15 protein-coding genes are annotated in these 12111 nt (G+C 62.9%); 7 read left to right on the plus strand and 8 right to left on the minus strand.

Annotation, left to right across the window (positions count from 1 at the left end):
* The first annotated feature begins 67 nt into the window (after positions 1-67).
* Both RlegSU303_RS13975 and RlegSU303_RS13980 read left to right on the plus strand, forming a co-directional pair.
* Positions 68-325, plus strand: coding sequence for a type II toxin-antitoxin system Phd/YefM family antitoxin (locus RlegSU303_RS13975; protein WP_017961033.1), 258 nt, complete (start codon positions 68-70; stop codon positions 323-325).
* Entirely contained in the window at positions 322-705 is a 384-nt protein-coding gene (locus tag RlegSU303_RS13980) for a type II toxin-antitoxin system VapC family toxin (protein WP_017961034.1), read from the plus strand. The genes RlegSU303_RS13975 and RlegSU303_RS13980 overlap by 4 nt, the downstream gene beginning before the upstream one ends.
* 30 nt (positions 706-735) lie before the next feature.
* On the opposite strand, the gene blh is transcribed toward RlegSU303_RS13980, so the two are convergent.
* On the minus strand, positions 736-2016 hold the full coding sequence (gene blh / locus RlegSU303_RS13985) for a bifunctional sulfur transferase/dioxygenase Blh (protein ID WP_131719053.1): 1281 nt from the start codon (positions 2014-2016) through the stop codon (positions 736-738).
* A gap of 105 nt (positions 2017-2121) precedes the next feature.
* Positions 2122-2490 (minus strand): DsrE family protein, encoded by a 369-nt coding sequence (locus RlegSU303_RS13990; RefSeq protein ID WP_094085636.1) that lies wholly within the window; start codon positions 2488-2490, stop codon positions 2122-2124.
* Positions 2491-2559: 69 nt separating this feature from the next.
* Here RlegSU303_RS13990 and RlegSU303_RS13995 point away from each other — a divergent pair, with 69 nt between their 5' ends.
* Positions 2560-3567 carry an AraC family transcriptional regulator gene (locus tag RlegSU303_RS13995; RefSeq protein WP_017961037.1) on the plus strand — a complete coding sequence of 336 codons (1008 nt, stop codon included), beginning with the start codon at positions 2560-2562 and terminating at the stop codon, positions 3565-3567.
* A 411-nt stretch (positions 3568-3978) separates the two neighbouring features.
* Here RlegSU303_RS13995 and RlegSU303_RS14000 read toward each other — a convergent pair whose 3' ends face one another.
* Positions 3979-4872 carry an AraC family transcriptional regulator gene (locus tag RlegSU303_RS14000; RefSeq protein ID WP_131719054.1) on the minus strand — a complete coding sequence of 298 codons (894 nt, stop codon included), beginning with the start codon at positions 4870-4872 and terminating at the stop codon, positions 3979-3981.
* Positions 4873-5163: 291 nt separating this feature from the next.
* On the opposite strand from RlegSU303_RS14000, the gene RlegSU303_RS14005 reads away from it, so the two are divergent.
* Complete coding sequence (locus tag RlegSU303_RS14005) at positions 5164-5919, plus strand: SDR family NAD(P)-dependent oxidoreductase (RefSeq protein WP_131719055.1); 756 nt, start codon at positions 5164-5166, stop codon at positions 5917-5919.
* Between the two features lie 196 nt (positions 5920-6115).
* Here RlegSU303_RS14005 and RlegSU303_RS14010 read toward each other — a convergent pair whose 3' ends face one another.
* From RlegSU303_RS14010 to RlegSU303_RS34370, 5 genes are all read right to left on the minus strand, one after another.
* On the minus strand, positions 6116-6256 hold the full coding sequence (locus RlegSU303_RS14010; protein WP_231283195.1) for a VOC family protein: 141 nt from the start codon (positions 6254-6256) through the stop codon (positions 6116-6118).
* Positions 6257-6310: 54 nt separating this feature from the next.
* On the minus strand, positions 6311-6499 hold the full coding sequence (locus RlegSU303_RS14015) for a VOC family protein (protein WP_231283196.1): 189 nt from the start codon (positions 6497-6499) through the stop codon (positions 6311-6313).
* Between the two features lie 162 nt (positions 6500-6661).
* Complete coding sequence (locus RlegSU303_RS14020; RefSeq protein WP_205928056.1) at positions 6662-7144, minus strand: cupin domain-containing protein; 483 nt, start codon at positions 7142-7144, stop codon at positions 6662-6664.
* A gap of 44 nt (positions 7145-7188) precedes the next feature.
* Positions 7189-7569 carry a VOC family protein gene (locus tag RlegSU303_RS14025; RefSeq protein WP_131719057.1) on the minus strand — a complete coding sequence of 127 codons (381 nt, stop codon included), beginning with the start codon at positions 7567-7569 and terminating at the stop codon, positions 7189-7191.
* Between the two features lie 156 nt (positions 7570-7725).
* Entirely contained in the window at positions 7726-7989 is a 264-nt protein-coding gene (locus tag RlegSU303_RS34370; protein WP_131719058.1) for a DUF1127 domain-containing protein, read from the minus strand.
* A gap of 176 nt (positions 7990-8165) precedes the next feature.
* On the opposite strand from RlegSU303_RS34370, the gene RlegSU303_RS14040 reads away from it, so the two are divergent.
* The 3 genes from RlegSU303_RS14040 (at position 8166) to RlegSU303_RS14050 (ending at position 11999) form a co-directional block, all read left to right on the plus strand.
* A complete protein-coding gene (locus RlegSU303_RS14040) occupies positions 8166-10178 on the plus strand; it encodes a BTAD domain-containing putative transcriptional regulator (protein WP_131719059.1) in 2013 nt (670 codons plus the stop codon).
* A 108-nt stretch (positions 10179-10286) separates the two neighbouring features.
* A complete protein-coding gene (locus RlegSU303_RS14045; RefSeq protein WP_131719060.1) occupies positions 10287-10823 on the plus strand; it encodes an ATP-binding protein in 537 nt (178 codons plus the stop codon).
* 189 nt (positions 10824-11012) lie between these two features.
* Positions 11013-11999, plus strand: coding sequence for an aldo/keto reductase (locus RlegSU303_RS14050; RefSeq protein ID WP_131719061.1), 987 nt, complete (start codon positions 11013-11015; stop codon positions 11997-11999).
* The last annotated feature ends 112 nt before the right edge of the window (positions 12000-12111 follow it).

Consider the following 12111-nt stretch of genomic DNA (forward strand, 5'->3'; position numbering starts at 1 on the left):
ATGGTCCAGCGAATGGTCTAATTTTCCAGAAGAAACTGGGTTGCACTGGTCCTGGGGAGTGCGAACGATGCGAGTGTCTGTGACGGATGCCAAGGGGCAATTGACCGAACTGGTCCGGCGTGCCGAAGCCGGGGACGAGGTCATTCTCACCCGGCACGGTCATGCCGCCGTGAAACTGGTTCCGATGAGGGCAGCGCCCGATCGGAAATCCCGCCGGACGCTCATGGAAGCGGTGCGGGCCTCCGCCATTGCCAAAGCCGCAGATGGGCCGCCGGCCGCACGCAGCCAGGATTTCCTCTATAGCGATGACGGCCTGCCCGAATGATCGCCGTCGACACCTCCGCCCTGATGGCGATCGTCCTTGGCGAACCACAAGCCGATGCCCTGATTGCCGTCCTCGAAGCCGAGGATGATCTCCTGATCTCCGCCGGCACGGTCGCCGAAGCCTTGATCGTCTCGGCCCGTCGCAACGTCGGCGATGAGATGGAACAACTGATCGACGGCCTCGGCTTCGAAATCGTCGCCATCACCCCTGCCTCCGCCCGCCGCATCGCCGAAGCCTACCGCACCTGGGGCAAAGGCGCCCATCCCGCCAGCCTGAACTTCGGCGACTGCTTCGCCTATGAGGTAGCTAGGGAACATGGATGCCGGCTGCTATTCGTGGGGGACGACTTCGTTAGGACCGATATAGAAAACGCGCTTTGAACGATGCGGCGGTTGCCAGCACCGGCCGCCCTACAACGCATCCAGCGGAATCTTCAAATACCGCCTGCCATTTCCCTCCGGCTCGGGCAGCCGCCCGCCGCGGATATTCACCTGCAGCGCGTGCAGCATAAGCTTCGGCTTCGGCAGCGTGCGGTCGCGCGCCTGCCGCAGCGCCACGAAGCCTGCCTCGTCGATGCCTGATATATGCGGGTTGGCGCGTTTCTGGGCGGCGACCGTACTTTCCCAGCGCGGGTGGCGGCCGCCGGGCTGGTAGTCGTGGCCGGAAAACAGACGAGTTTCCTCGGGCAGCGACAGGATCGCTTGGATCGAGTGCCAGAGAGCCTTAGCGCTGCCGCCCGGGAAATCCGTGCGCGCCGTGCCCGAATCCGGCGTGAACACCGTATCGTGCACGAAGGCGGCGTCGCCGATCAGATAGGTAATCGAGGCAAGCGTATGGCCCGGCGAAAACATCACGCGGGCTTTAAGCGCACCGATCTCGAAGGTGTCGCCATCGGCAAAAAGCCGGTCCCATTGCGAGCCGTCGGTTTCAAGCGCCGGCCAGTTATAGATCTCCTTCCAGAGCTTTTGGACGTCGGTGACATGACTGCCGATTGCGGTCGGCGCGCCGGTCCTCTCATGCAGATAATGCGCGGCGGAGAAATGATCGGCATGCGGATGGGTGTCGAGGATCCACTCGACCGTCAGCCCTTCGCTTTCGATGTGAGCAAGGATGGCATCGGCATTGACCGTCCCCGTCGCCCCCGACATCTCGTCGAAATCGAGCACCGGGTCGATGATGGCACAGCGTTTCGTCTCCGGGTCGGAAACGACATATTGCACACTGCAGGTGCGGGGCTCGAAGAAGGCCGTCACATGAGGTGCCTGCCTCGCCCGTTTCTCCAGAAAATGTCGCGCGCCAGCAAGATCGAAGCCGAGGCTTTGACCGAAAGCCCCGACGTCGCCGGGCTGCATCCGCCCGTCGAGTACCTCGCCCAGCGCATAAAGCGTCAGCGCCCGAGTGCCACTCTTGCAATGGGCAACGACCGGCCCCTTCGCTTGCGTCATCGCTGCCTGGAAGGCGCGGATATCGGCCTCGGTGACCTCGGACCCCTTCACCGGCACGAAGCCGTAGGAAAGCCCGGCGGCGGCGGCCGCCGCCTTTTCCGCAGCATTGCCGGGCTGATCCGGCTCCTCGCCATCCGGCCGGGCATTGATGACGCCGGCAAAGCCGCGCGCCGCGAAATCGGCAAAGTCCGCGGCATTGGGCTGGCCCGCCACCGATATCAGTTCATTGACCCTCACGGATGTCATCGAAGCCCCTGCGCGCCCGTATCATGCAGCATCGCATGTATTAGGTTACACTCTCACAAGTATATCTCCGAGCGCAAGAATAGCTTCCGCCCGGCGCGTGCGTGATTAAAACGACAGCGTCGCCGCACCTTCCTTGATCTCAGCATGCATGGCGCTGGCGCCGACGATGACGACGCCGTCGAGCATGTCCTCCTGCGTGTAACCGCGCGAGGTGACACAGGGCGGGCAGGCCCAGATCGTGCCGCCGCGCTGCTGGAAATTCTCGATCAGGCTCGCGAGCGGATCGAGCGGCGGCACATGCGTCATCTGCTGGCCACCCTTGCGCACCAGGTCGATCCCGGTGCTGGTAAGGAAAACCGAGACTTTCAGCCCGGCGGTGATGCCGCCATTGGCGATGGTGAAGGCGACGGAGGACAATTCGGATTCGATGCCCTTGGTGACGAGCACGACCAGTTTGTCGGTTGCCGTTTGCATAGTATTCTCCTTCAGTGGGTTTGAACGCACTGATGATAGGAGGGCGCGCGGCGCGCGTATTTGGCCGGAATGCGTGAAGCCTTGTCCGAAAATCCAGACGCTGCGGGTGTCGCGCGCGACGACGTGCTGTCGGCGCTGCTTTCGACGATCCGCCTTTCGGGATCGCTGCAATTCTGCTTCATGCCGACGGGCGACTGGCAGACCGATGCCGCGCCGTCGCTTGCAAATCTTTCGGCAAAGGCATCGGGCACGATGCCGTTTCACATCGTTGTGGCCGGCCGCTGCTGGCTGAAAGTGGAAGACGAAGAGACCGATCTCGAGGCCGGCGACGTGCTGGTCTTTCCCTTCGGCACCGGACATCAGCTCGGCGCGGGAAGAGACGGCAAGCTGGTGCTCCCGACCCGCGACCTGCCACAGAAGCCATGGCGTGAGATTCCCGTGCTGCGCTACGGCGACGAGACACAAGGCGTGCGGCTGCTCTGCGGCTATCTGCAGTGGGATGGGCTGAGCTTTGCGCCGCTTCGGCGGGCCCTGCCCAGACTGATCCATGTCAGAACGCGGGCCGCCAATGACGGCGACTGGCTGCGCACCACCATCCGCCAGATGGTCGAGGAGGTCGACCGGCCGCGTGCCGGTGGCGTCTCGATGCTGCCGCGGCTGACGGAAATCATCTTCATCGAGATCCTGCGCCACCAGATCATGATGGCCGAGCCAAGCTCGGTCGGCTGGCTGGCAGCGCTTGCCGACCCGGCGCTGTCGCGCTGCCTCTCCCTCATTCACGACGATCCCAAACGTGACTGGTCGCTGGAGCAATTGGCTGCGGCATCGGGAATGTCGCGAAGCGCCCTCGCTGATCGCTTTCAGACGATGCTCTCGACATCGCCGATCCGCTATATCCGCGACTGGCGGCTCTATCTCGCAAGCGTCGCGCTCGCCACATCGGGTCAGCCGATCGCGGCGATCGCCTATGACGCCGGCTATGCCACCGAAGCCGCCTTCAACCGCGCCTTCTCCCGCGCCTTCGCCACCCCACCGGCGGCCTGGCGGGCGACGGCGTCCAAGAGAGGCTCATCCTGAGGTGCCCCGAAGGGATCGTGTCGCTGCACGTCTGAATATACCGAAATCTCGCGATATCGGATCGACCGGAGAAAATAATGAGGCCAGTCGGAATCAGGATTGCGGCGGTAATGTTCTCGGTTGCCGTTTGGGCTACAGCCGCAATGCACATTCCGATGATTGAGACGCACACATTGATACTGGCGCTCGCCAGATAGCCTGGCATGTCATCGCCAATACGCCACGAGTGCAATCGAATATCCGACGGCGCGGGATTGAGGGTGTACCGGACCGATGAGCGGCAGCGCCTCGAAGGACGAGGCGGGTGCGCCGGCGCCAGATGGATGCAGGGAGCAGCGTTGCGGCGTGCCCTTCGAAGCTCCGCCCTACGGGCTACACGCCTCAGGATGAGGGCTGTTGGTGGATGCCGCTCTAAGCCGCCACCGGCCCCCGGTCGCGCGCCGCCTTCATGTCCCTGACCGGCGACAGGCCGAACATGCGGCCGTATTCCCGGGTGAACTGCGGCACGCTCTCATAGCCGACGGCAAAGGCGGCGTGGCTGGCCGGGACACCTTCGGAAAGCATCAGCCGCCGCGCCTCGATCAGCCGCAGCTGCTTCTGGAATTGCAAGGGTGAGAGCGAAGTGACGGCGCGAAAATGCTGGTGGAAAGAGGATGGGCTCATGCCTGCCACCGCAGCCAGCCTCTCCACCGGCACGGTCTCGGCGAACTCGGCGCGCAGCACTGCCACCGCCCGCGCCACGCGCCGCACATGGCCATCCGGCCAACCGAGCCGGCGGATCGCCGAGCCATGGCGGCCGGCAAGCAGCCAGTAATGCATCTCGCGCACCAGCTGCGCCTGCAGCACCGGCACCGAGGCCGGGCGGTCGAGCAGGCGCATCAGCCGCAGCGCCGCATCCGCCACCTCCGCATCGGTCGGCTCGACGCGCACCGGCGCGCCATCGGCCACCCGCGCGAGCTTCATCTCGACGCTGAGCTCGGCGATCAGCGCCGGGTCGAGGTCTAGCACCAGCGAGTAATAGGGCCGGCCGACGCTTGCCGCGGTGATCTCGCTCACCGTCGGCACATCGGCCGTGATCAGCAGCGAGTCCCCAGCGCTGAAATCGAACACGTCATCGCCCATCGTCACGCGCTTGGCGCCCTGCACGACAAGCGCCACCAGCGGCTTGGAGATCGCATATTGCATATCGCTCGGCATCGTCGCGCGGATGGTGGCAAGGCCTGGAATCGGCGTGCGCACCAGGCCGGAGAGATCGGCATGGGTCTCGGTGTAGCGGCGAACGGCTTCCAATAGCGTCTCTGTCATGCCCTGGCCTCTCCTGCAGTCGAGCTACCCTAAGCCGAAATTGGAGGTTTAGGCAATATCCCTAGCGATTCCGGCAACACCGCCCGCCTTCCCTCTGGGATAGTCACGCCGTCAGAGAGACGAGACGCCTGATCGCAGCGGATCGCCGAACGCAAGGAGGTCTTCGATGACTGAAATCTCCCATGCCGGCACCGGATTCGGCGGAATAGGCAAAATGTCAGGCGCTTCGGGCAACGGGCCTCGCCCGCTTTTTCCGATCGTCGCATCAACACACCACGAAGGAGTTTCGAAATGAGCAAGATTGCAATCGTCACCGGCGCCAGCCGCGGCCTCGGCCGCAACACGGCTGTCAGCATCGCCCGCCATGGCGGCGATGTCATCCTGACCTACCGCAGCCGCAAGGCCGAGGCCGAAGCCGTGGTCGGCGAAATCGAAGCTATGGGCCGCAAGGCTGTCGCCCTGCCGCTCGATGTCGGCAATGTCGCAACCTTCCCCGCCTTCGCCGATCAGGTCCGTAAGGCGCTCCGCGACAAGTTCCGGCGCGACAGCTTCGACCACCTCGTCAACAATGCCGGCCACGGCGAAATGGCGATGTTTGCCGAGACCACCGAGGCGCAGTTCGACGCGCTGTTCGACGTCCATGTCAAGGGCGTGTTCTTCCTCACCCAGGCGCTGCTGCCGCTGCTTGCCGATGGCGGCCGCATCGTCAACTTTTCCTCCGGCCTCACCCGCGTTTCCTATCCCGGCTTCTCCGCCTATTCGGCCGCCAAGGGCGCAATCGAGATCCTCACCGTCTACCTCGCCAAGGAACTCGGCAGCCGCGGCATTACGGTCAACACCGTCGCGCCCGGCGCCATCGAAACCGATTTCCTCGGCGGCGCCGTCCGCGACATGCCCGACCTCAACAGCCAGTTCGCCGGCATGATCGCGCTTGGCCGCGTCGGCGTGCCCGACGATATCGGCCCGATGATCGCAAGCCTGCTCGGCGACGACAACCGCTGGATCACTGCCCAGCGCATCGAAGTCTCCGGCGGCCAGGTCATCTGAACTCGCCTGCCGCCAGACAGCAAAAAGCCCCGCCAATCATTGACGGGCTGTTCCTCCTGAAAATCGCTTCGGCATTACGTCCTCCAGCGCCGCGCGCCTTTTCCCGCACCTTCGGCGCCCAAGAGAGCCTCATCCTGAGGCGCCCATAGGGCCTCGAAGGACGAGGCGGTCTCCGACTGCGAGCAGGTTGGAAGGATCAAGTGGATGGATTGGCGACGCCGGTTTGTTCCATCTCCTTCTGAACGACGCAGAACGTGTTGCCGTCCGGATCAGCCAGAACGATATAGTCCGCGCCTTCGGGATAGCGCCAATCCACACGCTGCGCTCCAAGAGACAACAGCCGCTCGACCTCGGCTTGCTGATCGGATGCATAGAGATCGAGATGATGGCGCTAGTGGGTGGTGGGGTCGGATGAAACGATCGTGATCGCCATCTGCTGTCCTTCGCCCGTGACCGGGACAAGAATGGCCCAATCTTCCGACGGCTCTCGCAAAGGTTTATAATTCAAGGCCGCGCACCAGAACTCGATGGCGCGCGCAACATCCCTTACACCCCAGACAATCGAGCCAATCGTAAGCATCAAATGTGCCTCCTCAAGACCATATGCGCGCGTCGGTGACATGGACGCAGCGCGGTTAGGACATACGGATATTTCCAAGCGACAGGACTCTTGAGAGAGTGCCGTGCCGCGAAAGCGATCGCGCCGACAATAGACAGACCCGATTGACATCGTGATGATCGGTCAGCGCGGTTGCGGGCCTGTCAATCCCAGGGCCAGCGTGATGTCGTTAATGATCCCCAGTCGCGCTTCGATCACCGCGATTTTCTCAGGCGTATCGGCACCAAAAGCCTCGATATCGATGAACAATTGCTCGCAGCCGCCTGGCGTGACCGTGCCGAACATCTGGCCGGGTTCGTCGCCTATGTTTCGCCAACCGTGCGGTACATGTGGCGGCAGAACGACAACGGTTCCTACAGGCGCGTCGAACGCCTCGTCGCCGCATTGGAATCGATAGAGACCGCGAATGACCCGAAAGACTTCCGTCTCCCGGGTGTGCGTGTGCGGGGCCGGACCATGACCCGGCGGCGTGAAGGTTTCCCACATCCCGAACGCGCCGCCGGTCTCGGCGGCCGTGGCATGGATGACAATCCTCGCGCCGAAGGGCGTCTTCGCCACGCGCTCTTTGCCGGGCAAAGAGACGACGGCATTCCTGAAACTCGACATATCCACCTCCCCCTCGATTGCATTCTTTGGGCGGAGCCCTGCGCTCACCCTTGCGGCACCGGCTCATTGAGCATCGCTTCGATATTATATCCGTCGGGGTCGAGAACGAAGCAGGCATAATAGTTCTCTTCATATTCCGGCCGCGGGCCGGGCGCGCCATTGTCCCGGGCGCCTGCTTCGAGCGCGGCCCGATAAAACGCCTCGACCTCCGCCCTGCTCCGAACCCGGAAGGCAACGTGCAAACGCGTCAGAGGCGGCTTGTCGTCGGTGTGCTGGATCTCGAACAGGCTGCCGCCGACATCGAAGGCCCAGAACACGCCCTCCTTCCCGAAGGAGAGGCGATAACCGAGGGGTTCGAAAGCGCGTTCATAGAACTGCTTGCTCTTCTGCAGGTCACCCACTGCGATGGTGATATGATCGATCATGCCGTGCCCTCGCTATCGTTCCAGCGTCCCATTATAGTCGAATCCCGGCAGCGGAAAAACAGACGAATCCCCGGATATACTGCGAATGCCGGCCGCCGTGAGCTCTTTCCGGCCGCTCGACATCAGCCGACACGTCCGCGCAGTCGAACATTCCGACTATCGCATCGACATCAACTTCGTCATCAGCCCTGCTTTGATTTCGAGCACAGGTCGATTGACTTGGGGATGGCCGATGTCATCCCGGGGATAACCGATGTCCCTCAACTGGTCGGGCGTCAGATCTGCCAATGCCTTCCGTCTTGCGACGCTCCGCTGCCACTTCCTCAGGGCAGCGACGATGATTGCCACGCTGTTCGGCCTGAACCCGAACAACTGTCCTTTCGGCGCACTGATGCCGATGTGAGTTTCCGTGTGAGCCATTTTCAGTCTCCCATTTGTGAGATTTGCAAGTGGGAGCCTGACACGCGGGCGTATTCCGGCTGTTCGGTTCAGCGTGAACGGCCAGGAAAACTTCGACAAGCCGCCGCTAAATCGGTGTTAAATGTCTTTGCCGAGATGCTATTCTGCGGCGGCAGTCGAAATCTGGGGGACAATCTGTGCGCATCAGGTTGATGGGTGGCCTCGAAGTGACTTCGCCGGAGCATCGGCAGGTTCGCTTCACCACACGCAAGACGTCGCTTCTCTTTGCTGCCCTCGTGCTCGGTGGCCGCCGCGGCCATCGCAGGGAACTGCTTTCCGAAGCTTTCTGGCCAGGACGAAGCAATGAGCAGGCCCGCAACAGCCTGCGCCAGGCGCTGGTCGATATCAGACGATCGTTTCCGGCTGGCGGGGATGCCGCCGTCTACATCGACGGGGATCAGGAGACCGTCGCGCTGATAACAGGTCCTGATGAAACCGACATTTCGATCTTCGACCGTAAACTGGAGGCCGGCCGGACGGCCGATCTCGCCCTTGCCGCCGATCTCTACCGTGGCGAGGTGCTGGCAGGCGAGGCCATTCCGGACGAATTGGACGAGTGGTTCGGCCCGTATCGGAGCACATATCAACGCAAGGCGCTGCAACTGGTGGAGCGGCTGAGCCAAGCGCTTTCCGAGCCAGGCACCGCGGAAGAATCGGCCTGCGAAGGACTGGCCGAAAGGCTGCTCGCTGTGGACCCGACCGTGGAGGCCGCCCATCGGGCGTTGATGCGGATCCACGCTCTCAGGGGTCACGAGAACGCGGCCTTGCGCCAATACGAAGCCTGCCGGGCACTCTTGAAGAAGCATCTTCAGGCAGAACCCGAGGCAGAGACCTCCTCCCTGGCCGCTTCGCTGCAATCGCGGCAGGGACCGGAGCATCGGCGGACGGCGCCCGGCCTCGACGTCGCCTCGCAGTCGCAGGTCTTCCCAGCCCCGACGAAACAACACGATCGGCCATCGGTTGCGGTCCTGCCATTTCAGAATTTGAGCGGCGACGCGGAGCAGGAATATTTTGCCGACGGCATCGTCGAGGACATCACCATCGCGCTTGCTCAATTCCGCCATCTCTACGTCATCGCCCGGAATTCGAGCTTCACCTACAAAGGTCAGGCGGTCGATATAAAGCAGGTCGGGCGCGAGCTGGACGTCCGCTATGTGGTCGAAGGAAGCGTGCGCCGCACGGGTGACCGCCTGCGTATTGCCGGCCAGCTCATCGACACGTCGACGGGTGCGCACCTCTGGGCCGATCGTTTTGACGGAACCCTGGCGAATGTCTTCGATCTTCAGGATCAGGTCGCCTCGAGCATCGTCGGCGCCATAACGCCGAAAGTGGAGGAAGCCGAGATCGAGCGTGCCAAACGCAAGCCGACCGAGAGCCTCGACGCTTACGACTATTATCTCCGCGGCCTGGCGGCCTTCGACCGGACGGTCACCAACCGATCAGTCATCGACGAGGCCCTGCGGCTTTTCAGGGAGGCGATCGAGCGTGACCCGGAATTCGCCATAGCCCATGCCCGGGCGGCACGCTGCTACGCCACACGAAAGAGCAATGGCTGGATGCTCAATCCCGCAGACGAGACGGCCGAAGCGACCCGGCTGGCCCGGAGAGCGGTCGAACTCGGCTGGGACGATGCGGTTGCGCTCACCTACGGCGGATATGTTATCGGTTATGTCGGCGGCGACCTCGATGACAGTGCGGCCTGCATTGATCGCGCACTCTTCCTCAACCCGAATCTGGCGGCTGCGCTCGGCGTCAGCAGCTGGGTGAAGGCCTGCTTGGGCGAACCTGATAAGGCCGTTGAACACGCTACACTTGCCATGCGTCTCAGCCCTTTGGATCCGCGCCTGTTTGCCTGGCAGTTCAACATCGGTCTCGCGCATTTTTGCGCCGGCCACTATGACGATGCTGCCGCCTGGGCGGGAAAATCGCTACGGCACCAGCCGAACTACCCGAGCGCGATGCGCGTGATGGCAGCGAGCTTCGCCATGGCCGAGCGGCTTGCCCAAGCCCGCGAAACGATCGCTCGCCTGTGCCTGATGGATCCCGCGCTCCGACTTTCCAATCTCGCCGCCGTGCTGCCACCATTCCGGCGACCGGACGATCGCAATCGATATATCGAGGCTCTCAGGATGGCGGGACTGCCAGAGTAGCTGCCGCTTCGGCGGCTTCTTCAGAACGAAAGGGATCATGCCGGGCTATTACCGACCCCCTATCGGCTAATTGCGAAACGATGCCGCTTCGTGCGAAAATGCCGCGCGATGGATCACACGGGCGAAGTTCTCATTCTCACTGGGCCGCCGGGCTCCGGAAAAACCACGACGGCCGAGGCGCTCGCCCGCGAGCCCGGCTCGCCGAAGGTCCATCTTCATTGCGACGACTTCTGGCACTTCATCAAGAACGGCGTGATCCCACCCTATCTGCCCGAAGCGCATGAACAGAATATCGTTGTCGTCGACGTGTTGACGAAGGCGGCGACAGGCTATGCCGGCGGCGGCTACTTCGTCGTCGTCGACGGCATCGTCGGGCCGTGGTTCCTGGAACCGTTCCGGAAAATCGCGGCACCGCTCCACTACGTGGTTCTGCGCCCGCCGCTCGATGTCGCCATCCGGCGCTGCCGCGAGCGTGGCGGCGACACGCTGACCGATCCCGACCCTATTGCGGAGCTCCATCAGCAATTCTCGTCACTTGGCCCGTTCGAGCAACATGTCGTCTCCACGGAGGGGCACGACAGGGAAGACACGTTGCGCACGGTGATCGAGGCTATGCGCAGCGGCACGTTTCGCCTGGCTTCGTAACGCAAGCCCCTCAGCTTCTGGCACAAGCGGCAGACACTGCCGGGATCCTCTTACCCGATCCCGGTTCGACCTCTCCGAGCGAGCCGGGAAATTCATGAACGGACCTCATAAGTTCATGCCGATATCCCCGGCTAATCGCCGCCGGACTTTGCCCTATCTTGGGATCAAACTTGGGAAGGAGGACTTCAAATGATCAAACGCAAGCTCGGCCAAAGAGGCCCTGACGTATCGGCGATCGGCTTCGGCTGCATGGGGCTAAACTACCATCGCGGGCCGGCGATGGAGCGTGGTGATGCCGTCGCGCTCCTGCGGGCGGCCCACGACCGGGGTGTCACCTTCTTCGACACTGCCGAAGCCTACGGGCCTTTTACCAACGAGGATCTCGTCGGCGAGGCGCTGGCTCCCATCCGTGATGAGGTAGTGATCGCGACGAAATTCGGCTTCAAGGATGGCCGGCCGGAAGTCGGCCTGGATAGTCGGCCCGAACGCATCCGTGTGGTCGTCGAAGAAGCCCTCAAGCGGCTTCGCACCGATCGCATCGATATCTTCTACCAGCATCGGGTTGACCCTGCCGTACCGATCGAAGAGGTGGCAGGCACGGTGAAGGATCTGATCGACGCCGGCAAAGTGCTGCATCTCGGCCTCTCCGAAGCGGGTGTCGAAGCCATCCGCCGCGCCCATGCGGTCCAGCCGGTCACCGTGTTGCAAAGCGAATATTCGCTGTGGTGGCGCAACCCGGAACGGGAAATCCTGCCCGTCGTCGAAGAGCTCGGTATCGGTTTTGTGCCGTATAGCCCGCTCGGCCGCGGCTTCCTCACCGGCAAGATGGACGAGAACACCAGTTTCGAAGGCGGCAACGACCACCGCAAGACCAATCCGCGCCTTTCGGCCGAAAACCGCAAGGCAAACCAGCCGGTGGTCGATGCGATCGATGCGATCGCCGCTCGCAGGAACGCGACCGCGGCCCAGATCGCCATCGCCTGGCTCATGGCCCGCAAGCCCTGGATCGTTCCCATTCCCGGCACCACCAAGCTGCACCGGCTGGAAGAAAACATCGCCGCCGCCGACATCGCCTTCACATCGGAAGAACTGGCCGAGATCGACGCGGTCTTCTCAGGCATCGAGGTCCACGGCGACCGCTACTCGGAAACATCGGCAGCCCGCGTCACGCCGTGACCGACGTCCCTCAGTCGCCGACCGTAAAGTCCCATGGTGAGGGATCGACCAATTCGAGCGGCAGCATCATTCCTTGAGGTCTACGGGCGGCGATTGACTTCGACGGCGGTGT

Source organism: Rhizobium sp. SU303, assembly GCF_021052345.1.
GTDB classification, from domain to species: domain Bacteria; phylum Pseudomonadota; class Alphaproteobacteria; order Rhizobiales; family Rhizobiaceae; genus Rhizobium; species Rhizobium laguerreae.

Bases quoted from the DNA above. Each gene is read 5' to 3' on its own strand.
- RlegSU303_RS14005 (WP_131719055.1), top strand. From the start codon at position 5,164: ATGAGCAAGATTGCAATCGTCACCGGCGCCAGCCGCGGCCTCGGCCGC.
- RlegSU303_RS14000 (WP_131719054.1), bottom strand. From the start codon at position 4,872: ATGACAGAGACGCTATTGGAAGCCGTTCGCCGCTACACCGAGACCCAT.
- RlegSU303_RS34370 (WP_131719058.1), bottom strand. From the start codon at position 7,989: ATGGCTCACACGGAAACTCACATCGGCATCAGTGCGCCGAAAGGACAG.
- RlegSU303_RS13975 (WP_017961033.1), top strand. From the start codon at position 68: ATGCGAGTGTCTGTGACGGATGCCAAGGGGCAATTGACCGAACTGGTC.
- blh (WP_131719053.1), bottom strand. From the start codon at position 2,016: ATGACATCCGTGAGGGTCAATGAACTGATATCGGTGGCGGGCCAGCCC.
- RlegSU303_RS14020 (WP_205928056.1), bottom strand. From the start codon at position 7,144: ATGTCGAGTTTCAGGAATGCCGTCGTCTCTTTGCCCGGCAAAGAGCGC.
- RlegSU303_RS13995 (WP_017961037.1), top strand. From the start codon at position 2,560: ATGCGTGAAGCCTTGTCCGAAAATCCAGACGCTGCGGGTGTCGCGCGC.
- RlegSU303_RS13980 (WP_017961034.1), top strand. From the start codon at position 322: ATGATCGCCGTCGACACCTCCGCCCTGATGGCGATCGTCCTTGGCGAA.
- RlegSU303_RS14045 (WP_131719060.1), top strand. From the start codon at position 10,287: ATGGATCACACGGGCGAAGTTCTCATTCTCACTGGGCCGCCGGGCTCC.
- RlegSU303_RS14050 (WP_131719061.1), top strand. From the start codon at position 11,013: ATGATCAAACGCAAGCTCGGCCAAAGAGGCCCTGACGTATCGGCGATC.
- RlegSU303_RS13990 (WP_094085636.1), bottom strand. From the start codon at position 2,490: ATGCAAACGGCAACCGACAAACTGGTCGTGCTCGTCACCAAGGGCATC.
- RlegSU303_RS14025 (WP_131719057.1), bottom strand. From the start codon at position 7,569: ATGATCGATCATATCACCATCGCAGTGGGTGACCTGCAGAAGAGCAAG.
- RlegSU303_RS14015 (WP_231283196.1), bottom strand. From the start codon at position 6,499: ATGCTTACGATTGGCTCGATTGTCTGGGGTGTAAGGGATGTTGCGCGC.